Annotated in this window: 29 protein-coding genes and 1 riboswitch; of the genes, 17 read left to right on the forward strand and 12 right to left on the reverse strand. The window is 45.4% G+C overall.

Going from position 1 to position 26,287, the window contains the following annotated elements:
- Positions 1-28 precede the first annotated feature (28 nt).
- From GNE05_RS03115 to GNE05_RS03145, 7 genes are all read left to right on the forward strand, one after another.
- Positions 29-409 (forward strand): hypothetical protein, encoded by a 381-nt coding sequence (locus GNE05_RS03115; RefSeq protein ID WP_014417010.1) that lies wholly within the window; start codon positions 29-31, stop codon positions 407-409.
- A 117-nt stretch (positions 410-526) separates the two neighbouring features.
- A riboswitch (TPP riboswitch) is annotated at positions 527-630 on the forward strand.
- A gap of 77 nt (positions 631-707) precedes the next feature.
- Positions 708-1,172: a TIR domain-containing protein gene (locus GNE05_RS03120; protein ID WP_014417011.1), complete on the forward strand. Its 465-nt coding sequence runs from the start codon at positions 708-710 to the stop codon at positions 1,170-1,172.
- Complete coding sequence (locus GNE05_RS03125; RefSeq protein WP_021495049.1) at positions 1,169-2,179, forward strand: thymidylate synthase; 1,011 nt, start codon at positions 1,169-1,171, stop codon at positions 2,177-2,179. Before GNE05_RS03120 ends, GNE05_RS03125 begins: the two co-directional genes overlap by 4 nt.
- On the forward strand, positions 2,176-2,934 hold the full coding sequence (locus GNE05_RS03130) for a class I SAM-dependent methyltransferase (protein ID WP_014417013.1): 759 nt from the start codon (positions 2,176-2,178) through the stop codon (positions 2,932-2,934). Before GNE05_RS03125 ends, GNE05_RS03130 begins: the two co-directional genes overlap by 4 nt.
- Before the next feature lie 14 nt (positions 2,935-2,948).
- The gene (thiD, locus tag GNE05_RS03135; RefSeq protein ID WP_021495048.1) at positions 2,949-3,767 is read left to right on the forward strand and encodes a bifunctional hydroxymethylpyrimidine kinase/phosphomethylpyrimidine kinase; all 819 of its coding nucleotides are present in this window, start codon (positions 2,949-2,951) and stop codon (positions 3,765-3,767) included.
- Positions 3,768-3,775: 8 nt separating this feature from the next.
- Positions 3,776-5,014, forward strand: a complete 1,239-nt coding sequence (locus GNE05_RS03140) for an HAD-IIA family hydrolase (RefSeq protein WP_042893846.1) — start codon at positions 3,776-3,778, stop codon at positions 5,012-5,014.
- Positions 5,015-5,202: 188 nt separating this feature from the next.
- Entirely contained in the window at positions 5,203-6,165 is a 963-nt protein-coding gene (locus tag GNE05_RS03145; RefSeq protein ID WP_156735879.1) for an arsenic resistance protein, read from the forward strand.
- 60 nt (positions 6,166-6,225) lie between these two features.
- Here the strand turns inward: GNE05_RS03145 and GNE05_RS03150 are convergent, their stop codons facing one another.
- Positions 6,226-7,275 carry an NAD(P)-dependent alcohol dehydrogenase gene (locus tag GNE05_RS03150; RefSeq protein WP_160182424.1) on the reverse strand — a complete coding sequence of 350 codons (1,050 nt, stop codon included), beginning with the start codon at positions 7,273-7,275 and terminating at the stop codon, positions 6,226-6,228.
- A gap of 158 nt (positions 7,276-7,433) precedes the next feature.
- Between GNE05_RS03150 and GNE05_RS03155 the strand changes: the two genes are divergently transcribed.
- Entirely contained in the window at positions 7,434-7,838 is a 405-nt protein-coding gene (locus GNE05_RS03155) for a MerR family transcriptional regulator (protein ID WP_007409338.1), read from the forward strand.
- Between the two features lie 223 nt (positions 7,839-8,061).
- Positions 8,062-9,351 (forward strand): Na+/H+ antiporter NhaC family protein, encoded by a 1,290-nt coding sequence (locus tag GNE05_RS03160; protein ID WP_160182425.1) that lies wholly within the window; start codon positions 8,062-8,064, stop codon positions 9,349-9,351.
- A gap of 30 nt (positions 9,352-9,381) precedes the next feature.
- Here the strand turns inward: GNE05_RS03160 and pdxR (GNE05_RS03165) are convergent, their stop codons facing one another.
- Positions 9,382-10,764 (reverse strand): MocR-like pyridoxine biosynthesis transcription factor PdxR, encoded by a 1,383-nt coding sequence (gene pdxR, locus GNE05_RS03165; protein ID WP_160182426.1) that lies wholly within the window; start codon positions 10,762-10,764, stop codon positions 9,382-9,384.
- Positions 10,765-10,881: 117 nt separating this feature from the next.
- Between pdxR (GNE05_RS03165) and GNE05_RS03170 the strand changes: the two genes are divergently transcribed.
- Positions 10,882-11,502, forward strand: a complete 621-nt coding sequence (locus GNE05_RS03170) for an FMN-binding negative transcriptional regulator (RefSeq protein WP_021495040.1) — start codon at positions 10,882-10,884, stop codon at positions 11,500-11,502.
- A 36-nt stretch (positions 11,503-11,538) separates the two neighbouring features.
- Here GNE05_RS03170 and GNE05_RS03175 read toward each other — a convergent pair whose 3' ends face one another.
- Entirely contained in the window at positions 11,539-11,901 is a 363-nt protein-coding gene (locus GNE05_RS03175) for a hypothetical protein (RefSeq protein WP_160182427.1), read from the reverse strand.
- Positions 11,902-12,098: 197 nt separating this feature from the next.
- Positions 12,099-13,289 (reverse strand): MFS transporter, encoded by a 1,191-nt coding sequence (locus GNE05_RS03180; RefSeq protein WP_014417022.1) that lies wholly within the window; start codon positions 13,287-13,289, stop codon positions 12,099-12,101.
- A gap of 258 nt (positions 13,290-13,547) precedes the next feature.
- On the opposite strand from GNE05_RS03180, the gene GNE05_RS03185 reads away from it, so the two are divergent.
- Entirely contained in the window at positions 13,548-14,126 is a 579-nt protein-coding gene (locus tag GNE05_RS03185) for a TetR/AcrR family transcriptional regulator (protein WP_021495037.1), read from the forward strand.
- 77 nt (positions 14,127-14,203) lie between these two features.
- Here GNE05_RS03185 and GNE05_RS03190 read toward each other — a convergent pair whose 3' ends face one another.
- Positions 14,204-15,088: a DMT family transporter gene (locus GNE05_RS03190; protein WP_115940477.1), complete on the reverse strand. Its 885-nt coding sequence runs from the start codon at positions 15,086-15,088 to the stop codon at positions 14,204-14,206.
- Positions 15,089-15,214: 126 nt separating this feature from the next.
- Between GNE05_RS03190 and pdxR (GNE05_RS03195) the strand changes: the two genes are divergently transcribed.
- Positions 15,215-16,603, forward strand: coding sequence for a MocR-like pyridoxine biosynthesis transcription factor PdxR (gene pdxR / locus GNE05_RS03195; RefSeq protein ID WP_021495035.1), 1,389 nt, complete (start codon positions 15,215-15,217; stop codon positions 16,601-16,603).
- Positions 16,604-16,668: 65 nt separating this feature from the next.
- Here pdxR (GNE05_RS03195) and GNE05_RS03200 read toward each other — a convergent pair whose 3' ends face one another.
- The 7 genes from GNE05_RS03200 to GNE05_RS03230 form a co-directional block, all read right to left on the reverse strand.
- Entirely contained in the window at positions 16,669-16,968 is a 300-nt protein-coding gene (locus tag GNE05_RS03200; RefSeq protein ID WP_014417026.1) for a spore coat protein, read from the reverse strand.
- Positions 16,969-16,975: 7 nt separating this feature from the next.
- On the reverse strand, positions 16,976-17,182 hold the full coding sequence (locus GNE05_RS03205) for a hypothetical protein (RefSeq protein WP_014417027.1): 207 nt from the start codon (positions 17,180-17,182) through the stop codon (positions 16,976-16,978).
- Between the two features lie 18 nt (positions 17,183-17,200).
- Positions 17,201-18,337 (reverse strand): zinc-dependent alcohol dehydrogenase, encoded by a 1,137-nt coding sequence (locus tag GNE05_RS03210; protein ID WP_014417028.1) that lies wholly within the window; start codon positions 18,335-18,337, stop codon positions 17,201-17,203.
- Between the two features lie 18 nt (positions 18,338-18,355).
- A complete protein-coding gene (locus GNE05_RS03215; protein ID WP_014417029.1) occupies positions 18,356-18,724 on the reverse strand; it encodes a spore coat protein in 369 nt (122 codons plus the stop codon).
- A gap of 17 nt (positions 18,725-18,741) precedes the next feature.
- Positions 18,742-18,987, reverse strand: coding sequence for a hypothetical protein (locus tag GNE05_RS03220; protein WP_007409324.1), 246 nt, complete (start codon positions 18,985-18,987; stop codon positions 18,742-18,744).
- 150 nt (positions 18,988-19,137) lie between these two features.
- A complete protein-coding gene (locus tag GNE05_RS03225; RefSeq protein ID WP_160182428.1) occupies positions 19,138-20,352 on the reverse strand; it encodes an MFS transporter in 1,215 nt (404 codons plus the stop codon).
- A complete protein-coding gene (locus GNE05_RS03230; RefSeq protein WP_014417031.1) occupies positions 20,349-21,386 on the reverse strand; it encodes an ROK family protein in 1,038 nt (345 codons plus the stop codon). Before GNE05_RS03230 ends, GNE05_RS03225 begins: the two co-directional genes overlap by 4 nt.
- Before the next feature lie 146 nt (positions 21,387-21,532).
- Here GNE05_RS03230 and GNE05_RS21175 point away from each other — a divergent pair, with 146 nt between their 5' ends.
- The 5 genes from GNE05_RS21175 to GNE05_RS03255 all read left to right on the forward strand — a co-directional run bounded on the left by GNE05_RS21175 (position 21,533) and on the right by GNE05_RS03255 (position 26,280).
- Positions 21,533-21,787, forward strand: a complete 255-nt coding sequence (locus GNE05_RS21175) for a maltose acetyltransferase domain-containing protein (RefSeq protein ID WP_014417032.1) — start codon at positions 21,533-21,535, stop codon at positions 21,785-21,787.
- A gap of 118 nt (positions 21,788-21,905) precedes the next feature.
- Complete coding sequence (locus tag GNE05_RS21375; protein ID WP_014417033.1) at positions 21,906-22,028, forward strand: maltose O-acetyltransferase; 123 nt, start codon at positions 21,906-21,908, stop codon at positions 22,026-22,028.
- Between the two features lie 154 nt (positions 22,029-22,182).
- Positions 22,183-23,400 (forward strand): sensor histidine kinase, encoded by a 1,218-nt coding sequence (locus GNE05_RS03245; protein ID WP_079891268.1) that lies wholly within the window; start codon positions 22,183-22,185, stop codon positions 23,398-23,400.
- On the forward strand, positions 23,393-24,028 hold the full coding sequence (locus GNE05_RS03250; RefSeq protein WP_012116939.1) for a two-component system response regulator YdfI: 636 nt from the start codon (positions 23,393-23,395) through the stop codon (positions 24,026-24,028). The genes GNE05_RS03245 and GNE05_RS03250 overlap by 8 nt, the downstream gene beginning before the upstream one ends.
- A gap of 98 nt (positions 24,029-24,126) precedes the next feature.
- Positions 24,127-26,280: an MMPL family transporter gene (locus tag GNE05_RS03255; protein ID WP_160182429.1), complete on the forward strand. Its 2,154-nt coding sequence runs from the start codon at positions 24,127-24,129 to the stop codon at positions 26,278-26,280.
- Positions 26,281-26,287 lie beyond the last annotated feature (7 nt).

The following is a 26,287-nucleotide window of genomic DNA, read 5'->3' on the forward strand; positions in this document are numbered from 1 at the left end:
CCCGTTTTTATAAAAAGGAGTCATAACGTTGCTGAAAAGGTTTTTTCTTGTTTTTCTTACGCTGATGATGTCTATATTTGCTGTATTCGCGGCGGCTGAAGAGTCTCCCGGCGATCGTGTCATTTCTTTTGACGAGCCTATGATTTTATTGATCTCACTCGGAATCATTTTATGTTTGTTCATTCCGCCATTCGTCATGTCCTTTTTTAGCAGCTTGGTTGTGAGAATCATATCCGGCGTCTATCAATGTTTTATCGTTCTCACGTTTGCGGGCCTCATTCCGATTGGATTTCTGATTCCCCATGGCTTTTTGACAATTCTTGCTGCCGTTCTGGGGACTTTGGTCAGTTCAGCGAGTGTTGCCGTGACCTTATTCGTTGGCAGGAAAAAAGAGGCCGGAAGGTTTTAAAACTAGTGGGTAAGCTGCAATATTGAAGGGGAATCCCAGTGATATCCGCAGCGCTTTTTGCCGGTCATTGTTTGACTATTTATATGGAATAGCATAGAATTAAAGTAAATATTTATAAAAAGTCACTAGGGGAGCTTTAATAGCTGAGAAGAGACAATACGTCCTGACCCTTTGAACCTGATTTGGTTAATACCAGCGTAGGGAAGTGAAAAATTAGAGAGATTCTTTATCTTATCTATATTTAAGCCACTTTCCATAGAGGAAAGTGGCTTTATTTATTTTGAAAGGGTGATATGAAGTGGCGACGAAAAAAGTTTTTCTGGCAGGGCCTTTTAAAAGTTTAGTAGATGAGAAAACTGGATTGATGAGTACGTATGAGAGGGGAAAGCTGGAATCATTAATTTCCTTTTTTGAGAATGAAGGATGGCTGGTTCATAATGCTCACAAGCGGGAAGGGTGGGGGAAGGATTTCATGACACCCCTTCAATGCACTAAAATTGATTTTGATGAAATAAGCACTTGCGACCTTTTTGCAGCATTCCCCGGATCACCCGCTTCTCCCGGAACACATATAGAAATTGGATGGGCTTCTGCCTTGAAAAAAAAGATCGTGCTATTTCTAGAAAAGGACAAGGATTATGCTTTCTTAATTCAAGGGTTAAATGCAGTGGCGGATGTTGAGTACATCAGCTATAAAGATACAGATGATTTATTAGAGAACATTAAAAATATCTTTGCAGCATATAAGGCGGAATCTCAATGAGAAAGAGAACTTTTCATGAAGCATATACGGAAACGCTGTATGACATCTATCACAACCCTGAATTTCTCAATTCACCGCGCGGACAAAAAAGCAGAGAACAATTGAACTACCATCTGACTCTGGAAAATCCAATAGAACGTGTCACTTATTTATCCTCAAGAAAAACCAATATCGTGTTTAATTTTGCTGAAGTGTTATGGTATTTATCGGGGAGTAACGACTTAGATTTTATCAGTTATTACAATAAAAAAATGCCTTCATATTCAATGAATAAAAAAACATTAACAGGCACTGCGTATGGGCCTAAAATATTTGAATTCGGAAATGCAAAACTAAATCAATGGAATAGAATAAAAAATCTTTTGACACAAGAAGATATTGATTCAAAAAGGGCATTTATTCAAATATTCGATGCTTCGGAACTCTTCGTTTCAGAAAATATAGATGTTTCCTGCACAATCGGTTTGCAGTTTTTTGTGAGGGAAGGCGAATTATACATGTCTTCTGTCATGCGTGCAAATGATGCTTTTCGCGGGATGATCAGTGATCTTTTCTCATTTACCTTCATGCAGGAATTAATGGCCAGAGAACTGCGTTTAGAAGTCGGAGAATATTTTCATAATGCGGGATCAATCCATATTTATGATTCAGATCATGAATGGGCGAAAACGGTGCTTGAGGAAGCTGAAAATCACCATGATATTCGGGAATTTGAATTTCCGAAAATGCCTGAGGGAAATAACTGGCCGTCCATTGAAACAGTCTTAAAGTATGAAGAATTACTTAGGAAAGATCAAATTTCTATGACAAAAAACGATATTGAAATGCTTGATTTACCTGATTACTGGAAACAGATTCTTTTCCTTTTCAGTATATACCAGCATATTGCATATAAACGGGATATGGATCATTCTCTATTTCAAAGTTTACTTCCTATATATCAATTTTTCGTCAGGAATAAGTGGTTTCATTATTTCTCAATTGAGCAAAAGGAGGAAATTCAATGAAAACTTCATGGAAAGAAGACAGTGTTGCTGGTAAATTCGATGCTTATAATGACGTTTTAGAACAAACGTTAGGTTTTGAGTTTGTTTTTCGTACTTTTGATAAAGCGGAGATTAAAAAGGTGCTCGATTTCGGATGCGGTCCGGGAAAGGTAGCTTATAGGCTGGCTGACAGAATAGGCTGCAATGTGATCGCAGTCGATGAATCAAGGAAGATGTTAGATATAGCAAAGGCAAAAAGACAACATCCTCATGTGGACTATCATTTAATTGAACACGATAATCTTTCCTTCTTACCAGATCACTCGGTTGATGCTGCAATGGCCTGTTATGTTTTTATTAATACGGATAGTGACCAGCGTATCAAAGGTATCATAAATGAAATTTTTCGTGTGTTAAAACCAGGAGCTTCATTTGTCATACTCGATACGAATCCTGATTCAACCGGAATTGAATTTTCAACCTTCCGCAATGGAATACCGGGGAAAGAATATTCTTACGGAGAAGAAAGAAATGAATGGCTCCATGTTCCGGGACAAGCAGATTTAATTTTAAATGATTTTCATTGGCCGAAGTCAATGTATTATAAACTATTAACTCATGCAGGTTTTGAAAATGTAACTTTATCAGAACCAACGTTAAACGATATTGACCAAGAGCATGTAAAAGCCATAGAGAAAGAGTTTCAATTTAATAATTGGAAATGTGAAAAGGAATATCCGCCTTTTGTCATTTTTAAAGCAGTGAAACCTGCCTGAAGGAGGAGTGTAAATTGACGGATATTTATAAAGCGCTTTCGATTGCTGGGACTGATCCTTCCGGAGGGGCGGGAATTCATGCGGATTTAAAAACATTTCAGGAACAAAAGGTATATGGAATGGCTGTTATTACATCAGTTGTTGCACAAAACACACTTGGTGTGAAAAGTTTTGAGGAGATGTCTCTTCAGAATATATCTCAGCAAATAGACTGTGTCATGGATGATATAAAACCTGATGCTGTCAAAACCGGTATGCTTGCAAGTATAGGAATTATTGAATTGCTGGCAGAAAAGTTAAAAGACGCAAATATTCAATCGTATGTGATGGATCCGGTTATGATTGCTAAAAGCGGACATCATCTGCTCCATAAGGACGCCATTGATCATTTGAAGAAATTATTAATACCCCAAACAACTGTTATTACACCGAACATTCCGGAAGCGGAAGTAATCATCGGCAAATCAATCGAGACTGTACAGCAGATGCGTGATGCGGCGAAAGAAATGGTGGAGGTATACGGGGCGAAAAGTGCTGTCGTAAAAGGGGGGCACCTGAATGGAGAAGCCCGTGATATTTTGTACTTTGACGAGGACTTCGAGGAATTTGTTTCTCCCCGCTTTGATACAAAGCATACTCATGGAACAGGATGTACGTTTTCAGCTGTGATAACTGCAGAGCTGGCAAAGCAGCACAGCATACCGGAATCAGTGGCAACTGGAAAGGAATTCATTTCAGCAGCCATTAAACATCCCTTAGGAATCGGGAAAGGACAAGGCCCTACAAATCATTTTGCGTATCGCTCAACTATTAACCAAGAGACAACCGCTTAAGGAGTGTTATGATGATCTCCAAGAATTATGATGTATTTTTATTTGATTTAGACGGAGTGATATATATAGGAGATAAAGCTTTACCAGGAGCTGTGGCCTCTTTAAAACGACTCCGTGAAGAAAAGAAAGCCATTCGCTTTTTAACGAATGATCCTTGTGTTACAAGAGAAACGATTGTGAAATGCCTTCATAAACTGGGGATTTCAGCAAGTATTGATGAAGTCGTTACTGCGGGGTGGGCAACAGCTGATTACCTTGTCAGTGAAGGAATAAAGAAGGCATATATATTGGGAAATGACCAACTTAAAAGTGAAATTCAAAAGGCCGGTATTGATCTTACGGAAGATCAGGCGGAGGCTGTTGTCATTGGATGGGATCAAAATATTACATTTCAGGATGTGCATAAGGCAGTAAACCTCATCCGTTGCGGAGCTTCATTTATCGCTGCAAACGGGGATAAAACATTTCCTGCCGCTAACGGACCAGCTCCCGCGACAGGCGCTATAGTCGCGGCTGTTAAAACAGCAGCTGCTAAAGAGCCGATGATAATTGGAAAACCGGCGTCTTCAATATTTGAAAAAGTACTAGAGCCTTTTGAGGATAAAGAGAGATGCGTTATGATCGGGGATACGCCTGAAACAGATATTGTCGGAGCAAACCAAATAGGCATAACTTCCGTATTAGTTTCTGATCAAAATACTTTATTTCCTGCAAAACATGATTTTAGAAATCCGGATGTTGTGATCCGCGATCTGAAAGACTTGTTCGATAATGAAATAAAGGCAGAAGTACGGAAAAAACCGGATTTCCAATGGACAGAACAAGTGAAAGCCGGAGTCGCTGGAATTATAATGAAAGAATCAAGTTCCGTTTTATTAATGAAGCGTGCTGATAATGGTTTATGGGGCATTCCTTCAGGACATGTGGAACCTGGTGAAACAGTTGAACAAGCAATTATAAGAGAAATAGAAGAGGAAACTGGATTAGTGGTGAAAGTCTCTAAAATGATAGGCGTTTATTCTGATCCGAGTTCACAAACCTTTATATACCCTGACGGCAGAGTCAGCCATTTTATTACCAATTGTTTTCAATGTGACATCATCGGCGGCACTTTGAAAAAGTCCACAGAGGAAGCCATGGAAATCAGATATTTTGATATCCATGAATTACCTGAACATCTCTTGCCGATGCACCCGAGATGGCTGGATGATGCTTTGGAAATGAAAGAGGATGCTTTTATTCGATAAGGAACAGTACGTCAAAAATACTTTTAGAGGGTTATTTACAAGAATTAACGGTTCTCAATCCGTATCTCTCGGCCGCGTTCCAAAAACACCAAGTGTCACAGACCCTTGGTGTTTTTTGATTCCGGCAGGACCTTAATGCAAGAGCGGCAGAAAAGAAGGTATAATGGGCGGAGAAGAGGTGTCAGCCAATGAAAATAACCAGAGAAACATTAGAAAAACAGCAAATTTGGATATATGGTGTGACTCTTGTGATCGGAGGAATAGCGGGGATCGCCGGGAAAGATTCAGGACTTCGCTGGGGATGGACGATATCACCGCTTATCGCTGTTCTCATGTATGCCATGTTTGCCCAAATTCCATTCTTGAAGCTGAGGGAAGCCATGTCAAATCTCAAGTTTATGGCGGCTTTACTGATCGGTAATTTCTTAGCTGTACCTGTCGTTGTATGGGGGTTAACCGCCATTTTTCCTCAATCTCCACCTATATTATCAGGGGTTTGTTTGGTATTGCTTACACCTTGTATTGATTACGTCATCGTCTTTACTCAGCTCGGCAAAGGAAATGAGAGATTAATACTGGCTTCCACGCCGGTTTTGTTCGCCGTTCAGATGGTATTGCTTCCGTTATACCTGTGGCTGTTTATCGGGAAAGAAGTGATAGGGGCTGTTCATGCAAGACCGTTTCTGGAGGCATTCTTATTGTTAATAGCAGTGCCGCTGCTGGCGGCGGTGATGACTCAACTATGGGCTGATAAGAAGCCGGCGGGAGAAAAGGTGTTGGAATGGACGGCGTGGCTGCCTGTTCCTTTTATGGCTCTGGTCTTATTGGCGGTCGTCGCCACACAAATCGGCAAAGTCATCAATGATGCTGACATCATTATACGTGTGATTCCGATCTATCTGCTATTCCTGCTCATTATGCCGTTTGTCTCCCGTTTTATCGCATATGCGTTCCGTCTGGATACAGGTGAAGGAAGAGCATTGATCTTCAGCACGGGCACAAGGAATTCTCTCGCAGTCCTTCCGTTAGCGCTGGCTTTGCCGGATGCTTGGGCCTCATTAGCCGCTGCTGTTATCGTCACACAGACGATCATTGAATTGATAGGCGAATTGGTTTATATCAAAGCGGTGCCCGGATGGCTGCTGAAATAAAAAATAATCTGCGCTGAAAAAAAACATACCAACAAATATTGGTATGTTTTTTTATGTCGATTATAAAGTTGCAATATCAATAACGAAACGGTAGCGGACATCGCTTTGGAGAACCCGTTCGTACGCTTCGTCAACTTGATCGGCCGGTATCACTTCAATTTTAGGAGCAATGCCGTGCTCGGCGGCGAAATCAAGCATCTCCTGAGTCTGCGGAATACCGCCGACGAGTGAACCCGCAATGCTGCGGCGGCCCGTGATTAAGGAGAACACACTGTATGAGTCCGGCTTAGCGGGCGCTCCCACATTTACCAATGTACCGTCAATGCGAAGCAGGGATAAGTAGGCATCTACGTCAAGGTTCGCGGATACTGTATTTAAAATAAGATCAAATCGTCCGGCCAGCTCAGTGAATGTATTCGGATCGCTTGTCGCAAAGTAATGATCAGCTCCAAATTCAAGCGCTTCGTCTTTTTTGTTCATTGAGCGGCTGAGGACGGTGACCTCTGCGCCTAAAGCGTGCGCGAATTGAACGGCTAAATGTCCGAGCCCGCCCATTCCGACAATCGCCACTTTTTTGCCGGGACCGGCATTCCAGTGTTTCAGCGGAGAATAGGTGGTAATGCCCGCGCACAATAGCGGACTGGCAGCATCCAAATTCAGCTGATCGGGAATCCGGACAACGAATCTGTCAGTGACAACTATTTTCTGGCTGTAGCCGCCGTACGTAGGATTTCCGTCGTAGTCCAGGTTATTATAAGTCTGAACAACGCCTTTTGTGCAATATTGTTCGTCTCCGTTCAGGCAGTATTCACATTCCCCGCAGGAGTCTACAAAACAGCCGACACCCACACGGTCGCCGGCGGCAAATGTGGTGACTTCTTCACCCACGGCTTCCACAACTCCGGCAATTTCGTGTCCGGGAACCATCGGAAAGATTCCGCCGCCCCATTCATCGAATGCGCTGTGGATGTCTGAGTGACAAATCCCGCTGTACTTAATATCAATCAGGATATCGTGCGGCCGTAATGCTCTTCTCTCAATCGTCGTCCGCTCAAATTTAGCTTTTGCATGCGGAGCGCTTAATACACGAGTCGGATGATTATTGCACATGGTTATCTTCCTTTCCAAGATAAAGTGATGAATCCTCTGTTCGGTTTTACTTTAAATGTTAAAGCGGACTTTAAGTCAAGGGGTTTGGTTTATTTTTCTATGAAATGATATTCTATAATGGACGCTTATGAAAGGTATGAAGGATGGGTGGTAAGAATATGAAGATTGCGCAGGCTGCAAAGCAGGTTGAGTTATCAGCCGCGACGCTTAGGTATTATGAAAGTATAGGACTGATTCCTCCGGTAAAACGCGATGAAAGCGGCATCCGCGATTATGACGAAGATGATGTGAATTGGATTCAATTTATAAAATGCATGAGAAGTGCCGGGCTGTCGATTGAGGCGCTGATTGAATATACCGCTTTATTTATTGAAGGAGCCGATCATACAATCGAACCCCGAAAAAACATCCTGATAAATGAAAGGAAAAGGCTGACGGAGAAACAGAGGGAAATTGATGAAACCATAAAACGATTAAACAGGAAGATTGAGGATTACGAAGATATCCTTGAAAATGAAGCGAAACTTAAAAACAGATTGAAAGCTGAATGTATTTCTGAATGAAGAGAAGGTGTCCCGGACGCGGGGCCGCATGAAATGTACCAAGGGAAACGAGCCTTGGTTTTTTTATTTTCTAACGAGTGGAAACAAAACAGCCTTTTCTATCTTATCAATCATTACTTATCCTTTTTTCAGCTTGACTTTTTTACTGCAGACTTTTAAAGTGTGAAATGTTGCTTAGACTGTGATTAGCGACTTTAATGCTGAAAAGAGGTGGTTTACCCAGATGAACAATAAAAAGAACCCTTGGGCGTTATTGCCTTTAGTCTTATTCGTAGGGCTTTTTGTCGGCTCTGGTCTGGTGACCGGAGATTTTTATAAATTGCCGATCTTGATTGCCGCGATCATTGCGTCAGCTTTTGCGCTGTTATTTAACCGGAAGAAATCGCTCAATCAAAAAATAGAATGGTTCGCTTCCGGTGCGGGACATCCTGATATTATCATTATGGTTATGATTTTTATATTGGCAGGTGCCTTTGCTTCAGCGGCTGAAGCGATGGGAGCGGTGCATTCAACTGTCAATCTTGCTTTGAGCGTTATTCCGCAGCAGTTTTTGCTGCCGGGGCTGTTTATCATTGCCTGTTTTATTTCTATATCGATGGGAACATCAATGGGCACGATTGCGGCGGTTGCGCCGATCAGCGCGGGTTTGAGCGGCGAGCTTGGCATCTCCGCCGCGATTCCGATTGCGGCTGTGGTCGGCGGAGCTATGTTCGGAGATAATCTTTCTTTTATTTCCGATACGACCATCGCGGCAGTCCGGACGCAAAAAACACAAATGAGGGATAAATTCAAAACGAACTTTCTGATTGTTTTACCCGCTGCCATTGTGACTGTTATTATCTTATTTTTTATTCCGGCAGGCCACGCCGTCCATACGGGAACTGCATCTTACAGCTGGATTAAGGTGCTTCCTTATATCGCCGTGTTGGTTTTTGCGTTAATCGGTATTAATGTGATGGCTGTCATATTCGGCGGATTGATTTTGACGGGAATCATAGGGTTAGCGTGCGGCAGCCTTACGTTTGATTCTTATTTTAAGGCGATTACGGATGGAATTGCCGGAATGAGCGATCTGATCATCCTGTCCATGCTGATCGGCGGGATGGTCGGCGTGATGAAACAAAACGGCGGGATCGACTTTTTACTGGAGTTCATCACGAAACGAATCCGTTCCAAAAAAGGCGCCGAAGCCGGCATTGCCGGACTGGTCAGCGTGACGAATCTGGCTGCGGCCAATAATACGATCTCGATTATCGCAGCCGGGCCGATTGCAAAGAATATCGCTGATAAATTCAACATCGACAACAGAAAATCGGCAAGTATTCTGGATATCTTTTCGTGCATGATTCAAGGATTGATTCCTTATGGCGCGCAGCTGTTATCAGCCGGAAAATTCGGGAATATTTCACCCGTCAGCATCCTGCCATACTCTTTCTATCCCGTTTTCATCGGAATCTGCGGCATCGCCGCCATCATATTTGGACTGCCGAAATTCACAAGAAATACGAAATAAAAAAAGGCGCCGTTCGGCGCCTTTTTTCTTTCATGACAGCCAAGCATTTCTCAAAAGCTGTACGCCCTGTGTGATCTGATCCGTATCGAGATGGGCGAAACCCAGCTTTATGATCGGCGGTTCGGGTTTTTCGGCAACGAAATAAACGGCGGTAGGATATACCTTCACTCCGTACTGAAAAGCGCGTTCGATTAATGTTTCTTCTGTATAGTTCAGGTGAACTCTCACCAATATATACAATCCCGACTGCTCGCCGATGATCGTCACATGATCGCCGAACTGCTGCTTTACATGTGAAATCAAGTGGTGCATTTTGCGCCTGTAAACAATACGCATGCGCTTAATATGGCGGGTCCATTCACCGGCCTTCATCAATTCAGCCATGGTCAGCTGGTTAAGCGAAGAAGCGGTGCTTTCGAAATGAATAAACCGTTTTTTATACCGGTGCAAAAGGCGCTGCGGCAAAACCATATAGCTTATGCGGATGCCCGGAAGAAAGGATTTTGAGAAATTCCCCAAATAAATCACCCGGTCTGATTGAATGGAAGCAAGAGCGGGAAACGGCTGCTGTGTATAACGGAATTCACTGTCATAATCATCCTCAAGAATATAACCCTCTCTATGATTCACCCAATTGATCAGAGTTTGGCGCTGCTGAATGGACATGCTTACGCCGTAAGGGCTGTGATGGGAAGGGGTCACATAGATTAATTTTTCTTTCATTGCATGTAATTGAGAAAAATCAGCTCCGTTTTCATAGACAGGCATCGTTTCCAGAGATAGCCCGTGAAATTGAAAAGCCGCTCTGGCACCGTCAAATCCCGGGTCTTCAACGATCATTCCCGAAAAATCCTCTTTCAGAATCCGACTGAGATATATCAGCATCTGCTGCGTGCTGCTGCCGATGATAATGGAATCCGCATCTGTTTTCACTCCGCGGGATTCCAAGAGATAAGCGGCAATTTGTTCACGCAGGTCTCTCTCGCCGAACGGTTCACCGTACAGGAAGCTTTTCTCTGATGTCAAAACTTGATTGTATAATTTTCTCCATGTTTTCAGAGGAAAATGCTTTTGATCGACGGCTCCGGCGCGAAAATCAATCAGGACCGGCTGAGTTGATTCGGTTTTTTCAGCGTAAACAACATCGTTTTCTTTTTGAAATATAGAAGGTTCTACTTCATTTACAAAATAACCTTTGCGTGTTTCTCCGCGAATGTATCCCTCCGCTAAAAGAAGATCATAAGCCATCAGCGTTGTATTACGGCTTACCCGCAGGGAATCTGCCAGCTCCCGAATCGAAGGCAGCCGCTCATCTGCCTGAATATTTCCCTGCTCAATCAGTGTTTTAAATTGCTCGTAAATTTGTTTGTATTTCGGGGTGTCGCTTCCGAAAGCGAAAATCATATTTTTCATCGGATGTTCTCCTCTGACATGTGTATTTATTCCTAACTGTACCTTTTTAAATGTCAGTTGATATCTTATTATAGCGGAAAGCGCTTTATCAATCTATGTTTGAGAGGAGAGTTTTGTATGTATATTCCGGCTCCATTTCAGCTGAGTGAAGCTGAAGCGTGCGATGTCATCAAAGAGTATGGTTTCGCAGCATTGTTTTCAACGGCGGAAGGCATGCCGTATGCAACCCACCTGCCATTGATGATGAGTAAGAATAACGAATGTTTATACGGTCATTTTGCATTGCCGAACCCCCAATGGAAAGAGATTGATGGCCAAAACGTGTTAGCCGTTTTTCAAGGGCCTCATTGTTATATCTCGCCTAAATGGTATGAGACGAATCAGGCTGTTCCCACATGGAATTATGTGGCGGTTCATGTTTACGGAGAGGCGGAGCTTTTGGATGAGGAAGAAACCGTGCAGTCGATGAGTGATCTCGTATTGAAATACGAAAGCCCCGACAGCCCGTACAAATTAGAGGATGTCGATGCGAAATTGCTGGCAGGCATGAACAAAGGGGTAAAAGGCTTTAAAATCAAAATCAGCAAAATAGAGGGGAAAGCAAAGCTGAGTCAAAATCATTCAGCTGCAAGACAGGGGCTGGTCGTACAACAGCTCAAACAGATTCCTCATACAAACGAACAGCTCATTTCCGGCTTGATGGAAGAAAACATCAAACGGATCACTGCGAACAACTGACAAGCATGTTAAAAACATACCGGCAGCATGCGCAGGTTATGAAGCTTTTCTCAGGATGAATAACGACTCAAACAGCACATAAATCAATGGCGCCATTAAAATGAAGAAAGAATGAAAAATAGCATATGGTATGAGTAAGTAAACGATAAGTTTCAATAGAATGGTAGACGGTTTATTGAATGTCCAGCGGTTCTTCAAGATATCAGTCATACAAGCTAAAACAAGGCCGACCGTCAAATATCCGGCTGCGATGTACAGATAAATAAAAAGGTAAAACGGGTAAGAAGACAACGGCGGTGTGTCTTCCTGTGTCAATTTTAAACCCACATAAAAGACCATTAAAAAGCAAACGGACGAAACGAGAGCTAACAAAAGGTGTTTATATAAATACTTCTTCATGTGTTTCACCTGCCTATGGCGTAATTATTTCTTAACATATTATGACATGGTTTTACCGTTTCTGCTATGTGAGCGGGGCGTAAAGAATCAATATCATCTTTTTATGAATCCGGATTTTTTGTTCGGATGGATGTAAAGAAGAATACATCAAAAAAAGCTGTCAGCTTGGTTCTGACGGCTTATTTTTGGTGAATGGCTTATTTCTCTGTGGTGAAATAAAGCAATGCTATGACCGGAAAAGCGATTCCAATCCATAATGTGATACTCCACCCGCCTGAGGCGTATGCCCATCCTCCGATTGATGATCCTATAGCACCGCCGAGAAAGAAGATTGCCATAAATAATCCGTTTAATCGGCTGCGAAATTCAGGTGCCAACGAAAAAATGGCACGCTGACTGAGTACGAGATTGGCAGATACCCCCATATCCAACAGGATAGCAGCGGCCACCAGAACTGCTATTCCGACGGGGGAGCTGCTCTGAATCATGAGCGGGAGTAATAAAGAAACGATGACAACACCGAGAGCGATTCCGGTGGCAAGCCGGGTCAAGCCGCGATCAGCCAGACGGCCGCCTATCGGTGCAGCCGCTGCACCCGCAATGCCCGCTAATGCATACAGCGCGATTGCCTTTTGAGAAAAATGAAAAGCAGGACCGGACAATAATAAAGGCACAGTCGTCCAGAATAAGCTGAAAGCGCCAAATACAAACGCATGATAAATGGCACGGCGGCGTAAGACCGGAGTCGTGCGCAGCAGCTTCCACATTGAACCGAGTAAGACGGTGTAGCTTGTGTTTGCTGTTGGTTTTCTGGCAGGAAGCACTTTTGATAAGATGATTGCCAGGACAACACTTAACGCGGCGGATAAAGCAAATATGGCATTCCACCCCCATATATCAGCGACCAGGCTGGATATCGGACGGGAAAGCATAATACCGAGCAGCAGGCCGCTCATCACATTGCCGACAACCCGGCCGCGTGCGGCGTCTGGCGCAAGGTATGATGCGAACGGAACTAGCACTTGGGCTGCAATTGATCCCAGTCCGATGAAAAACGCAGCGGTTAAAAACAGTGTTCCATGCTTCACAAATGCTGTCAGTGTCAAAGCGGCTGCGCTTAGAAGGAGTGATACAACGACAAGTTTTTTGTTTTCGATAATGTCTCCCAAAGGGACGAGAAACAGTAAGCCGGCAACGTATCCGATTTGGGTCAGCGTGACAATCAGTCCGGCGCTGCTTGGAGAAAGTCCGATTGCCGCACTAATGAATCCTGCCAAGGGCTGTGCATAATAAAGATTAGCGACAATGATACCGCATGCCGTTGCGAGAAGAAGGGTTAAACCAGGTGAAATTCCCTGATCTGCTGTCTGTTTGTTTTCTTTAGCCATATGAATGAACTCCTTTTTAAGTGGTTTTTATGATGCTTGATAAATGATTTGCTGATTCATCTCCTTTACGCAGAGGCTTTTGGAGTCTGTGTTTCATCAAGATTTCCCTCAAGTTATTTTGTAAACTAAACGTTTAGTTTTATTATAAGCAAATGATATACTAAACGTTCAGTTTTGTAAATGGGTTTCTGTTTTCTTTTTTTATACAGGTTAAGTATACTGAACGTATCGTTTATAATTCGGGAAGGAATGATTCATGTGCAGAGTAAACGAGGACGGCCGCGCGATGAAGGAACACATAAGGCGATTCTTTCTGCAGCCTATGACCTATTGTTGGAAAATGGCTTTGACGCGGTGACAGTCGATAAAATTGCTGAGCGTGCCAAAGTGAGTAAGGCAACGATTTATAAATGGTGGTCAAACAAGGCTGCCGTTATCATGGACAGCTTTCTTTCGACCGCTACGGACAGACTGCCTGTGCCCGATACAGGATCAACAGTGCAAGATATATTGACCCACGCCACGAATTTAGCAAGGTTTTTGACGAGCCGGGAAGGAACCGTTATTAAGGAATTAATCGGTGCGGGGCAGCTGGATGCAAAATTGGCGGAAGAATATCGCACGCGATTTTTCCAGCCCCGCCGCCTCCAAGCGAAAGGCCTTCTGGAAAAGGGAATTCAAAAAGGTGAATTAAGAGAGAATCTTGATATTGACGTAAGCATCGATCTCATTTACGGACCGATTTTCTATCGCCTGTTGATCACAGGTGATGAGGTGAATGATTCCTATGTGCATGATCTGGTGATGAGTGCGTTTAAGGGAGTTCAGCCTGCCTGAAAAATACCCGGATCATGTGAGTGAGATGCAGACTTTTGCTGCCTATGGGCGGAACATAATGAAAAGGCCGAACAAGTTCATTGTTCGGCCTTTTCTGATTGATTTGCGAACCGCCGGGCGGCCGCCACGCAAGCGATAACGCCGGCATTCACCGCCGCAAGTTCCCATCCTGCTTTTTCATGGAGAATCATGGCGGCCAGTAACAGTCCGAAGAAAGGCTGCAGAAGCTGCAGCTGTCCGACCGCGGCGATGCCTCCCTGGGCGAGTCCGCGATACCAGAATACGAAGCCGATCAGCATGCTGAATATTGAGACATATGCAAGACTGAGCAGTGCGGGCGCGCCGATGTTTGACCATGAGTCCGGCATGAAGCAGAAAGACAGGATGAACATAAGGGGAAGCGATAAAACGAGAGCCCAAGAGATCACCTGCCAGTTGCCAAGCCGCCGGGAGAGGCGGGCGCCTTCGGCATAACCGAGACCGCACACGATAATCGAAGCGATCATGTACGTATCACCGAGCGGAGAGGATTCCCCTCCTTGCAGCAGAGCATATCCGGCTACGAGGATGCTGCCGGCAGCCGAGAAAATCCAAAAGACCGGTCTGGGCCGTTCGCCTCCTCGCAGTACGCCGAAGATCGCCGTCGCAAGCGGGAGAAGCCCGATGTAGACAATGGCATGAGCGGATGTGACATGCTGAAGCGCTAATGCTGTAAGCAGCGGGAAACCGATCACGACGCCGAGCGCTACTGTTATTAATGAAATGATGTCGCTTTTGGCAGGGCGTTTCTCCTGAAAAATCAGGAGCAGAGCGCCTGCCAATATACCGGCTATCGCGGCGCGGCATACGGTGAGAAATACCGGATCAAAGTCCGCTACAGCCAAGCGGGTCGCGGGAAGCGAGCCGCTGAAAATGAGCACGCCGATAAATCCGTTAATCCAGCCGTTTGCGGCCTTATTCATTCCAATCACTCCAATATATATTTCTAAACCCATTTTCAAAGTTTATAATGACTATAAACTGAAATTGGCCTTATACAAATGGCCAGTTTTTATAAAAAGAAGAATGCCAGTTTGGAGGGAATAAAAATGGATATCACGCCATTTTTAAATAGAGATCTGGATATTCCGCTTTATCAGCAGCTTTATCGGCATTTTAAGGAAAATATGCATCAGGGCCGTATTCCTAAAGGACTGAAGCTTCCTTCAAAAAGGCTTTTGTCAAGTCAGCTTTCCGTCAGTCAGACGACTGTGGAGCGTGCCTATGAACAGCTTGCCGCCGAAGGCTATATTGTCAGTAAGCCGAGAAGCGGATGGTTTGCCGATTATGACTCGGACGCCGTCTATGTGAAAAAGCCGGGCGCTTCGCCTGTTCAAACAAAGGCGAAGGAAGACCGCCAATGGATTGATTTTCACTACGGCACTGTGGATGCCGCTCATTTTCCTTTTTCGGCATGGCGCAAAAGCATGGTTGCAAGCTTAGATCAATATGGGCACGAGCTGTATCGGCCCGGGGATGATTTGGGCGAGCTTGAACTGAGAACGCTCATTTCAGAATACTTATATCAGTCGCGCGGCGTGAATTGCCGTCCTGAACAAGTGATAGTCGGCGCCGGGAACCCTGCTCTTTTGCAAATGCTGTGCAAAATATTTGAAGCAAATCTATCCATCGGATATGAAGATCCGGGTTATCCGAGAGCGAGGGAGATTTTTAAAGCCAATCACATGAAGATCATTCCGATACCCGTCGATAATGAAGGAGTCTGTATCCGGAAGCTGAATGAAGAGCGGCCGCGTCTTGTATATGTCACGCCTTCTCATCAATTTACGTTAGGAATGATTATGCCGGTAAACAGAAGGATTCAGCTGCTGAAATGGGCGAAGGAACATCAATCGTTCATTATAGAAGATGATTATGACGGTGAATTCCGATACACCGGCCAGCCGATCCCATCATTGCAAGGGCTTGATCAGCATCACCGTGTTATTTATATGGGAACGTTTTCCCAATCTCTGCTTCCTTCGCTGCGCATCAGCTATATGATTCTTCCTTTGCCGCTTATCGAAAAAGGCAGGGAAATCGCTTCTTTATATAAGCAGACCGTCTCCTGCCACAGTCAGCTGACGCTGGCTCAATTTATCAAAAGCGGAGAGTGGCAGAAACATATTAACAGAATGAGAAAGCTGTACCGGAAAAAAAGAGCGGTATTATTAGAGGCCGTGCGGCGCGAGCTGGGACAATACGTCAGGATTCGCGGAGAAAATTCCGGGCTGCGGATTTTACTTGACGTTCAGCTGCCTTTCAGTGAAAAAGAGCTGATTGAAAAGGCGGAGGAACAAGGAGTCAAAATCTATCCCGTGTCTCTCACCTATCAAAAACAGCTCCCTGAAAAAACAGTTTCTCTCGGTTTCGCGGGGGTTTCTGAAACCAATATACAAGAAGGTATAAAAAAACTGAGAGCCGCCTGGGCGCTGTAAAAGGCAGCTCACAGTTTGAAATACTGAAGCTTGAGTCAGGGGTGCAGTCTCAGCAGCAAAACGATTTATAGGACGGGCAGGCGGAGCGCCGTATCAATATTTTGCAAATTGAGCCGGACTTGTTCATTTGTGTTCCACGGGTGATACCAGCCTTTTTCCATCATATAGCGTGAGATTTGCTCGTGCATGTCAAGGGCTTCTTCTAAGTGCCGGGTGAGGATCGCTTTCACTTCAGGCGTTCCGGCTTCCGTCGCCGCCATCGCATAGTTTCTGACACCGCTTTTTGCCGAATTCAATAAATCCATTGCGACAATTTGGTCTGTCAGTGCATTCATTCCCGTCAAGTATTCAATAATCGGATTCATTCGTGATTCATCTCCTCATTTCATGCTGTGCATCAGATAAAATCGAGGCAAATTCCTGCAATTGCCTTGTTGATGTATCCACATCCTGCTGCATGATTTCTTTCAGCTGCGGATCGGATACGAGCGCTTTCATGGTTTTGGATTTCGTCAGACAAAGTGACTTAAAAGAAGCCATCTCCTGAATTTCGAGTAATTCATGTAAGGCGCTGGCCATTTCTGTAGCCTCCGTTCTTTAAGGTTTGAGTACAACTTTAATACAATCATCTGTTTTCGTGTCAAACATCTCATAGCCGTGCTTCGCTTCACTGAGCGGAATGACATGGCTTACAACATCGCCTGGATCAATTTTGCCGGTTGACACCAATTCAAACATATACGGCATATAGTGGATGACCGGAGCTTGTCCTGATCGGATATTGACGTTCCGCTGCATGATATCGCCAAGGGGAAACCCGTTGTATCTGCCGCCGTACACACCCGTAATCTGGATTGTTCCCCCTTTTCGCACCGCTTGGGACGCGATGACCAATGCGCTCATCGCCCCGCCCTGAAGTTTTAATCCGCTGGCGAGGAACTCGAGATCCGTCATTTTTCCGTCCATGCCGACGGCGTCAATGACAACGTCGGCGCCGCCTTTGGTGATTTCCTTCAGGTAGCTGCCTGTATTTTCGTGGTCTTCGAAGTTCACGATTTCTACTTTATTCGTCCGTTTCGCATGCTGGAGACGGTAGTTGACATAGTCTACGGCTATTACGCGTTTCGCTCCCTTTAACCAGCAGAATTTTTGAGCGAAAAGGCCCACGGGCCCGCAGCCGAGAACGATAACTGTATCGCCTTCTTTTACGCCGGCATTGTCGACGCTCCAAAAGCCGGTTGTCATCGCATCGGAAATAACACTCAGTTTCTCATCCGGTTCTTCGCATGTTTCGGGAACTTTAAAGTGGGTAAAGTTCGCAAATGGAACGCGCAAATATTCGGCCTGGCCTCCCGGATAGCCGCCGGCATTTCCTGAATAGCCGAAATAAGCGCCTATATCGCCGTTCTCATTTGATTGATCACACTGGCTTTCCAGGTGATTCTTACAATAAACGCATTCTCCGCAGGCGATATTAAAAGGAATAATGACGCGGTCGCCTTTTTTGACTTTCGTCACGCCGGGACCGGTTTCTTCCACGATGCCCATCGGTTCATGGCCGATGATGTAGTCTTCCTGCAAATTCGGGATGAGTCCGTGGATTAAATGTAAATCTGATCCGCAAATTGCCGTACTTGTGACTTTTATAATCATGTCATCGTGTTTTTCAATCTTCGGATCAGGCACGTCTTTGACAACGACGTTTTTCACTCCTTGATACGTTACGGCCTTCATGCTGTAATACCTCCAGTGTTAGTGTTCATCAGGTGTGCGGTCAAACATCCCTTTTCTGTTTGTTTCAACGGGAAACAGGTTCATGCTTCCGACCATGAGGGTATTTTTCGCAGAGAGCTGATCCAATTTATACTGTTCGCTCAAATCATGCGGGTGAAACCACTTTTTGCTGACCATCAAGTCTGTTATCTCCTGATGCATCGCGATTCCCTGCATGAGCTGTTTGCGCAGCAAAGCTCTTACATCAGGTGAAGCGGTTTCTGTTAAAGCGACGGCGGTATTTCTGACGCCTTCTTTGGCGCGTATGAGAAAATCCATTGCGAATGTCATATCCGCAAGTTCAGGGACATGTAATGAATTGATCGGATCTAAATGGTCATGATTCAATGATGCTTACCTTCCTTTCAATTGATGATCGAAGTCGGCCGGTTTTGAGGAACGGGAGCCTGAAACGTTGCCCGTTCATAAACCGCCTGCAGATCAGCCAGGTCTTGAGAGGCTTGCTGAACGTCTTTTTCCATTAACGTTTTCAGATCCTGATCAAACACAAGCCCTTGCATGAGCTTGGATTTCGCTACACAAAGCGTCTTGAAGTTAATGATTTCATGTAAGTCCAGCGACTCGTGAGCCGCTAATTCACGCTTTTCCATAATCGTCTGAAACCTCCCTTTCTAAAAATACGTAATTAATTTCCCCTGAGAAAAGAGCTCTAGTCTTACAAATTTTGTTTGTAAGAAAAAGCGGAGAAAAAGCCTGACGGTGCATCAAAAAAAAGAGGAAGCACAATCGCTTCCTCTTGTTCACATGGAATGGCTGTTGGTGTCATGAACGTTTTTCTGATGCGCGGGCGGTTTTGCCGCGCGGGAGACGAGCCCGCTGAGCACGATGCCGATCAGTACGATGATCAGTGCTTTAACAAGGCCGAATTCTTCACCGAGCAGTCCGAGAACGGGAGGGCCGACTAAGAAGGCGCAGTAGCCGACGAAGGAGATTGCTCCGACCCGCTTAACTGCTCCTTTTGGGTCATCGCCGGCTGCGGAAAGGCCGACCGGGAAGCCGAGGGAGGCGCCGATTCCCCAAAGAAAGACGCCGATTACGGCTGCTGTGAGGTTTCCGCTGAAAATTACAAGGGAAAGTCCGATGACACTGACGGCGGTGCAGAGACGAAGAACGGGCACGCGTCCGTACCGGTCCAAAAATGTCCCGCCAAAGATGCGGGCGATCAGCATAGCGGTGAGGAAGACCCCGTAAACCGCCGTGCCTTGCGCGTGCGTCACGTGAAAACCATCCGTCATGGTGAGCGGAAGCCAGTCATTGGCCGACCCTTCTGCGAAAGCCATTCCGAGCACGATGAGCCCGATCAGCAGTGTGCGCGGCTCTGTCCAGACGTTTTCCGGCTTTTCGCTTGAGACTTCCTGCCGCCTTGAGACGGCATCTTCTTTCCCGGTGTCCTCCGGCAGAAACCGGAAGAAAGTAAAAATCAGGATAAACTCAATTCCGGCAATGAGCAGCAGGTGAACGAGCACGGGAACCTTGAATAAAATAGCGAGAGAGGAGAGTCCCGCGCCTATCAATGTGCCGGCGCTGAACGATGCGTGCAATGCGGGCATCATGGTTTTCCCGGCGGCGCGTTCAAGGGCGGAACCATCTACATTAAGGGCCACTTCCGCAAGTCCGTAGCCGAGCCCGAAGATGATCAGTCCGGCAAATACGATGCTTTTGAAAGCGGCAAAAACACCTGCGCTGATGACGAATATCCCGATAATGACAATCAGAACACTGATCAGAGCTGCGAATCTGGTTCCCTTCCGCGAGATGATCCGGCTGGCGCTTAACAGACCGATTAATGAGCCGCATGCAAGGCCGAAAATAATCAATCCCATCACTGAAGTCGAGGCTTTCAGCGTTTCTCTGACTTCAGGCGTGCGGGAAATCCAGGATGAGAAAGCAAGTCCGGGCAGCGAAAAAATAATAAAAAGGGAAAGTTTCCATTTTTGAATGCCCTGTTTACTCATGAAATCAGTTCCCTCTCTGCCAAATGAAGCGGAAAACGCAGAGATTTTAATGTGATGGCAATCAATCCTTTTTGATAATAGGGCTGGATGTCATCTATGAGAATCAGCTCGGGCATGTGTTCTTTCGGGACAAAAGCGGAGCATGCTTCATAAACCTGTTCCATATCCAATCCCTTTGATAATTCTCCGATAAACGCAATGGCCTGCGGATTGATGATTGAAATCATGGCGCTTGTCATCTTAACAGCCAGTTCCGGAAAAGAATCAGGTGAATAGAGCTTTTCAAGCTGCTGCTTCCGTGTCGTTTCAAATGGAATATAAGAAATTTCTCCGGCGAATTGCGTATTGCCTTTGACTAAGCGCCCGTCTATAACGAAGCGCGCTCCCGGAGGGTTGTCTTTGACAAATGCGGCCATGGCGATGGTTTTCGGGACGGAATATTGCTGATCGCGATAAAATCCGTACAAAGCGTAATGCATCTCGTTTTCTACATTGACCTTGACAGAATGTCTGGCTTCAAGTCTTTCCTGCATCGGGATATCACACAGCTCTTCAGTGTCACAAATGCCGATGATGCCGTGGCTGACCACACCCTGAACCCCCATGCCGATCGCCTTTATATTGGGAAACCGCCTTATCCATTCGTCAGTAAGCCGTTCGATGACGTCATAATTGATGACATCATAAAAGTGGCTGTCTTTTTCAATATAGTCACCGTGCCAATCTGCCAGCGCGACGTCAATCGAATGGACGCCGCCTTCTGTTTTAACGGATATGCCGAGTACCAAATGACTGTCCGCATTTAACGTAAACTGCCTTGCTTTTCTTCCGCCTGTTGAGGCGCTCGGTTCCAGTTCCATAACTTCGCCGCGTTCTTTTAATTCATGTAAAATGTTTCCGCACGTGGCGGCGCTGAGCCCTGTTTGTTGAGAGAGAAAGGAAATGGTGGCCGCATCCGTTTTCAGCAGCGCTTCAATGATTGTTTCTTCATTCGTTTTTTTTACAATGGATGTATTATTAATGGTATTTGCCATGATTCTGCACCCCTTTATTAATCACTTTTTAAAAGACTTATTAAAAGTAGTTTAAAATATACTTACCGAATCAGTCAAAACGGGTTAACATTGTTTTCAAGCGGAGAATAAACAGAATATCCTTGCTGAAAATGGAGGCTCGACACATGAGTTCTGATAACAAAATCTATTATGAACGCGAAACGGAAGAGCTGAGGAAGAAAAACATCCGGGCGCATAGGCTTGTCCGGGAATTAAACGACGCCGATCCGGAAGCGTTTGAAACAAAAGAAGCGCTCATCAGAGAATTATTCGGGACGGCAGGGGAAAAACCGGGCATCGAGCATAACTTTCACTGTGATATCGGAACCAATATTCATGTCGGTGATCATTTTTATGCCGGCTGTAATTGCACCATTTAGACATGGCTGACGTGCGAATAGGCGATAACTGTATGATAGGGCCGAATGTCGGGATCTATACAGCCGGGAGGAAGAAATAAAAGCGGTTACGGCATTCCGATTACGATCGGAGGCAGCTGTGTCATTTTTCGTCACCATCGGCGAAAACTCCGTCATTGCGGCCGGTACAGTCGTTACGAAAGACGTCCCGCCAAATCCCGTCATGGCCGGAAACCCGGGGAAGGTCATAAAAAAGATATGAACAAAAACAGCTTGCGAACAATCCCGCAGGCTGTTTTTTCTTTCACCCGTCATGCAGGGACAGAAGGGGAAGGTGAGAAGAAGGCACATATGGTATGATGACAAATAGAATAAAACCTCGTGAGGCCGGTCGGCTAAAAGGAAGTGGACAGAGATTGTTTGGTACAAAACATCAAGAAGACTACGTCTCCCGTGACAGACGCTCATTGCATATGCTTGCGCTTCGGGTGCCCGGTCTGGCGTTTATTTTAATGGTATATGCCGCATCAGTTTCTTTGCAGTACATTTATGAAAGCTGGACGGTTTTTTTGCAGCTGTTATTCACGATATTGATCGTCATTTTTACCGTGCTGCACTGGCATTCCCATCGCTGGGTGAAGAAAAAGACGTTTCTTTATTTCATCATACAGGGATTTATCATATATACATCGGCTAACTTGATGACCGGCGGCTATATCGCACTGGTCATCGGTCTCTATGCCTTTTTAATCGGGCAGATTATCGGAATGGCGGATAAGGGAAAAACGTTGCTCATACTCTATCTTTTCATTTTAATGTCCATAACAGCCCTGCATCAGGAGCATCCGCATCATCTGCTGCGTTTCATCGTTATCGCCGCTCCCATCATGATCGTGATTATCACGTATGCGGCCACATTTTTCGCGCAAGTTGATGAAAAAATAAAAACACAGATGACGCTTGAAAAATTAGAGCTCGCTCACCGGCAAGTGAAACAGCTGACGCTTCAGAATGAAAGACAGCGGATGGCGAGAGACTTACACGATACGCTTGCCCAAGGATTGGTCAGCTTGCACATGCAGCTTGAAGCGGTGCAAGTTCATCTTTCGAAAGATAACACTGACAGAGCGAAAGACATCATCAGCCAGTCAATGGACAGAGTGAAGGGCACATTGGCTGATGCGCGCTCGGCCATTGATAACCTTCGCAGTAAATCAGAAGAGATCGGCTTCTTAAAAGAAAGCATCACTGAACAAATCAACCATTTTACAGAAGCCTCCGGGCTGTCTTGTTTTTTAGATTACAGCGTGCATCATGTGCTTGACGTTCATACGGCGGAGAATTGCCATTACATGATCGGAGAAGGCCTGACAAACGCCGCCAAGCATGCAGAAGCAAAGAATGTCTGGGTGTCCGTTCGGGAAGAAGAGAGACAGATCCGCATAACCGTCAAAGATGACGGGAAAGGCTTTGATGCCGGAACAGAAATGAGAAAAAGCGGACATTACGGGCTGCTTGGGATACAAGAACGCGTCAATATGATGAACGGCACTTTCCGTATAACAAGCGCCAGATCAGCGGGGACTCAAATTGAGATCATCATACCAATTCAGGGAGAGGCGGAACATGTATAAAGTGTTAATAGCAGATGACCATCTTGTCGTCAGAGAAGGTCTGAAGCTTTTGATAGAAACAAATGACCATTACACCATAACGGGAGAGGCGGAAAACGGGAAAACCGCCGTCCGGCTCGCAGAAGAACTAAAACCCGATGTCATTCTCATGGATCTGTACATGCCGGAAATGAGCGGGCTGGAAGCCATTAAACAGATAAAAGAGCATTCTGATGTGCCGATCATTATTTTGACGACCTATAATGAAGATCATCTGATGATAGAAGGCATCGAATCAGGCGCGAACGGTTATCTGCTGAAGGACACAAGCTCAGAAACCTTATTTCATACGATGGATGCGGCAGTCAGGGGAGAAGTGCTTCTGCAGCCGGACATCTTGCGGCGTTTCCGGGAAATGAAAATGGAACGGGCAAATGCCAATGAAACACAGCTGACGGACAAGGAAATCATAGTTCTAGAAGCCGTTGCGCAAGGACATAAAAGCAAAGCGATCGCCTTCGATTTAGGAATCTCAGAGCGGACGGTAAAAGCGAGATTAACATCAATTTATAACAAATTAGGCGCTGATTCGCGGACGGAAGCCGTCACCATTGCCATGCAAAAAGGCATTCTGAAACTGAATATATAATGAAAAACTGCCCAAACGTACATGCCCCTATGTACGTTTTTTTTATGTGAATGTGAACTACAATTAGGCAGAAAGTAATGATTGGAGAGGAGTATTCGATGTCTGGTTTTTTATATAAATTAGGGGGATGGTCTGCCCGCAATCGATTAAAAATGATCAGTGCGTGGCTCGTGATACTGATCGCTTCGATTGTGATCGCCATCTCGTTAAAACCTGCTTTTTCTGAGGATATGTCAATTACCGACACACCTTCTGAAAAGGCGATGGATATGATTCAAAAAGAATTTTCAAAGGGTCCCGATAAAGGAAGCATACGGGTTATTTTCGGAGCTGAAGACGGGAAGAAATTGACGTCAAAACCGGAAAAACAAGCGATTGAAGAGACATTAAAGAAGATCAAAACAGATCATTCAGTCGCTTCGATTGCAAGTCCTTTTGAGACAGGAACCATTTCTAAAGACGGATCAGTAGCATATGCCGATATTACGTACAAAAAAGCGGCGGATGACATTACGGATGCGTCTGTTTCACATATTAAACACAGTCTGTCCGCCGCAGGAGACAAAGGTCTGCAGACGGAGCTCAGCGGCGATGTGCCGGGGGCCGGTGTTGAAATCGGCGGTGTATCTGAAATTGTCGGCGTTGTGCTGGCATTCGTCGTACTGGCTATTACGTTTGGTTCATTAGTCATAGCGGGGCTTCCGATTGTCACGGCCCTAATTGGGTTAGGCGTAAGCGTCGCGCTGACGTTAATCGGGACACAGTTCTTTACGATAGCCTCGGTCAGTCTCTCATTATCCGGAATGATCGGACTGGCCGTCGGGATTGATTATGCGCTGTTTATCTTTACGAAGCATCGTCAGTTTTTGGGCGAAGGTGTACAAAAAAATGAATCGATCGCTAAAGCCGCGGGAACGGCTGGCAGCGCCGTCGTTTTTGCGGGACTGACCGTGATCGTCGCGCTTTGCGGATTGACCGTTGTCGGCATTCCGTTCATGTCTGCCATGGGATTGACTGCGGCACTCAGTGTGCTGATGGCTGTATCGGCTTCTGTTACGCTGGTGCCTGCGGTGTTGTCAATCGCAGGAAAACGGATGATTCCGAAATCAAACAAGAAGAAAGAAAAGAAAAGCGCCGACACGAATGCCTGGGGGCGCTTCGTTACAAAGAAGCCTATTCTGTTAAGCATTTTCAGCATTATTCTTTTAGCCGTCATCAGTCTGCCGGCCATGCATTTAGAGCTGGGGCTGCCTGATGCGGGAATGAAAGCGAAAGACAGCCCGGATCGCCGCGCCTATGATCTGTTGTCTAAAGGATTCGGCGAAGGCTTTAACGGCAAGCTGACAATTGTTGCCGATGCAAAAGGGGTCAAGGGGAACAAAAGTGAAGCATTTCAAGACGCCGTGAACGAAATGAAGGACTTGCACAATGTGGCGAGCGTCACACCGGCCATGCCGAACGAAAAAGGGGATTATGCCATCATTACGGCAGTGCCTGAAACCGGGCCGAATGATAAGGCAACGAAAGAGTTAGTGCAGGATATACGGAAACGATCAGACAAAAACGGCATCCGCCTGCTCGTCACCGGGTCAACAGCGGTGAATATTGATATTTCAGACCGGTTAAATGATGCGATTCCGGAATTCGCCATTCTCATTGTCGGGTTTGCGTTTGTATTGCTGACCGTTGTTTTCCGCTCGCTTCTCGTGCCGCTTGCCGCCGTCGTCGGCTTTTTGCTGACGATGACCGCTACACTCGGGTTATCGGTATTCGTTCTGCAGGATGGGAATTTCACCGGCTTGCTCAGCATTCCGGAAAAAGGTCCGATTCTCGCCTTCCTGCCTATTTTAGCCATCGGTATTCTTTTCGGGCTGGCGATGGACTATCAAGTATTCCTTGTCAGCAGAATGAGAGAAGAATATGTCAAAACAAAAAATCCGGTACAAGCCATCCATACCGGATTGAAACATAGCGGACCTGTCGTAACAGCGGCGGGACTGATCATGATTTTCGTCTTTGCGGGGTTCATCTTTGCGGGAGAAGCTACGATCAAATCCATGGGCTTGGCAATGACCTTCGGTGTTCTTTTTGATGCGTTCATTGTAAGAATGACCATTATTCCGAGTGTCATGAAGCTGATGGGACATGCGGCCTGGTACTTGCCGAAGTGGTTGGATAAAATCATTCCGAACGTGGATATCGAAGGCCATAAGCTGACACAAGGCAAAACACCGGAGAAACCGGAAGAATAAAATGAAA

The organism is Bacillus sp. AM1(2019) (genome assembly GCF_009906915.1).
Lineage (GTDB): Bacteria > Bacillota > Bacilli > Bacillales > Bacillaceae > Bacillus > Bacillus velezensis.

Excerpts from the sequence above, each read along its gene's own strand:
- GNE05_RS03125 (WP_021495049.1), top strand. The coding sequence starts at position 1,169 with ATGAGAAAGAGAACTTTTCATGAAGCATATACGGAAACGCTGTATGAC.
- GNE05_RS03130 (WP_014417013.1), top strand. The coding sequence starts at position 2,176 with ATGAAAACTTCATGGAAAGAAGACAGTGTTGCTGGTAAATTCGATGCT.
- GNE05_RS03140 (WP_042893846.1), top strand. The coding sequence starts at position 3,776 with ATGATGATCTCCAAGAATTATGATGTATTTTTATTTGATTTAGACGGA.
- GNE05_RS03145 (WP_156735879.1), top strand. The coding sequence starts at position 5,203 with ATGAAAATAACCAGAGAAACATTAGAAAAACAGCAAATTTGGATATAT.
- GNE05_RS03150 (WP_160182424.1), bottom strand. The coding sequence starts at position 7,275 with ATGTGCAATAATCATCCGACTCGTGTATTAAGCGCTCCGCATGCAAAA.
- GNE05_RS03155 (WP_007409338.1), top strand. The coding sequence starts at position 7,434 with ATGAAGATTGCGCAGGCTGCAAAGCAGGTTGAGTTATCAGCCGCGACG.
- GNE05_RS03160 (WP_160182425.1), top strand. The coding sequence starts at position 8,062 with ATGAACAATAAAAAGAACCCTTGGGCGTTATTGCCTTTAGTCTTATTC.
- pdxR (WP_160182426.1), bottom strand. The coding sequence starts at position 10,764 with ATGAAAAATATGATTTTCGCTTTCGGAAGCGACACCCCGAAATACAAA.
- GNE05_RS03170 (WP_021495040.1), top strand. The coding sequence starts at position 10,882 with ATGTATATTCCGGCTCCATTTCAGCTGAGTGAAGCTGAAGCGTGCGAT.
- GNE05_RS03175 (WP_160182427.1), bottom strand. The coding sequence starts at position 11,901 with ATGAAGAAGTATTTATATAAACACCTTTTGTTAGCTCTCGTTTCGTCC.
- GNE05_RS03180 (WP_014417022.1), bottom strand. The coding sequence starts at position 13,289 with ATGGCTAAAGAAAACAAACAGACAGCAGATCAGGGAATTTCACCTGGT.
- GNE05_RS03190 (WP_115940477.1), bottom strand. The coding sequence starts at position 15,088 with ATGAATAAGGCCGCAAACGGCTGGATTAACGGATTTATCGGCGTGCTC.
- pdxR (WP_021495035.1), top strand. The coding sequence starts at position 15,215 with ATGGATATCACGCCATTTTTAAATAGAGATCTGGATATTCCGCTTTAT.
- GNE05_RS03200 (WP_014417026.1), bottom strand. The coding sequence starts at position 16,968 with ATGAATCCGATTATTGAATACTTGACGGGAATGAATGCACTGACAGAC.
- GNE05_RS03205 (WP_014417027.1), bottom strand. The coding sequence starts at position 17,182 with ATGGCCAGCGCCTTACATGAATTACTCGAAATTCAGGAGATGGCTTCT.
- GNE05_RS03210 (WP_014417028.1), bottom strand. The coding sequence starts at position 18,337 with ATGAAGGCCGTAACGTATCAAGGAGTGAAAAACGTCGTTGTCAAAGAC.
- GNE05_RS03220 (WP_007409324.1), bottom strand. The coding sequence starts at position 18,987 with ATGGAAAAGCGTGAATTAGCGGCTCACGAGTCGCTGGACTTACATGAA.
- GNE05_RS03225 (WP_160182428.1), bottom strand. The coding sequence starts at position 20,352 with ATGAGTAAACAGGGCATTCAAAAATGGAAACTTTCCCTTTTTATTATT.
- GNE05_RS03230 (WP_014417031.1), bottom strand. The coding sequence starts at position 21,386 with ATGGCAAATACCATTAATAATACATCCATTGTAAAAAAAACGAATGAA.
- GNE05_RS21175 (WP_014417032.1), top strand. The coding sequence starts at position 21,533 with ATGAGTTCTGATAACAAAATCTATTATGAACGCGAAACGGAAGAGCTG.
- GNE05_RS03250 (WP_012116939.1), top strand. The coding sequence starts at position 23,393 with ATGTATAAAGTGTTAATAGCAGATGACCATCTTGTCGTCAGAGAAGGT.
- GNE05_RS03255 (WP_160182429.1), top strand. The coding sequence starts at position 24,127 with ATGTCTGGTTTTTTATATAAATTAGGGGGATGGTCTGCCCGCAATCGA.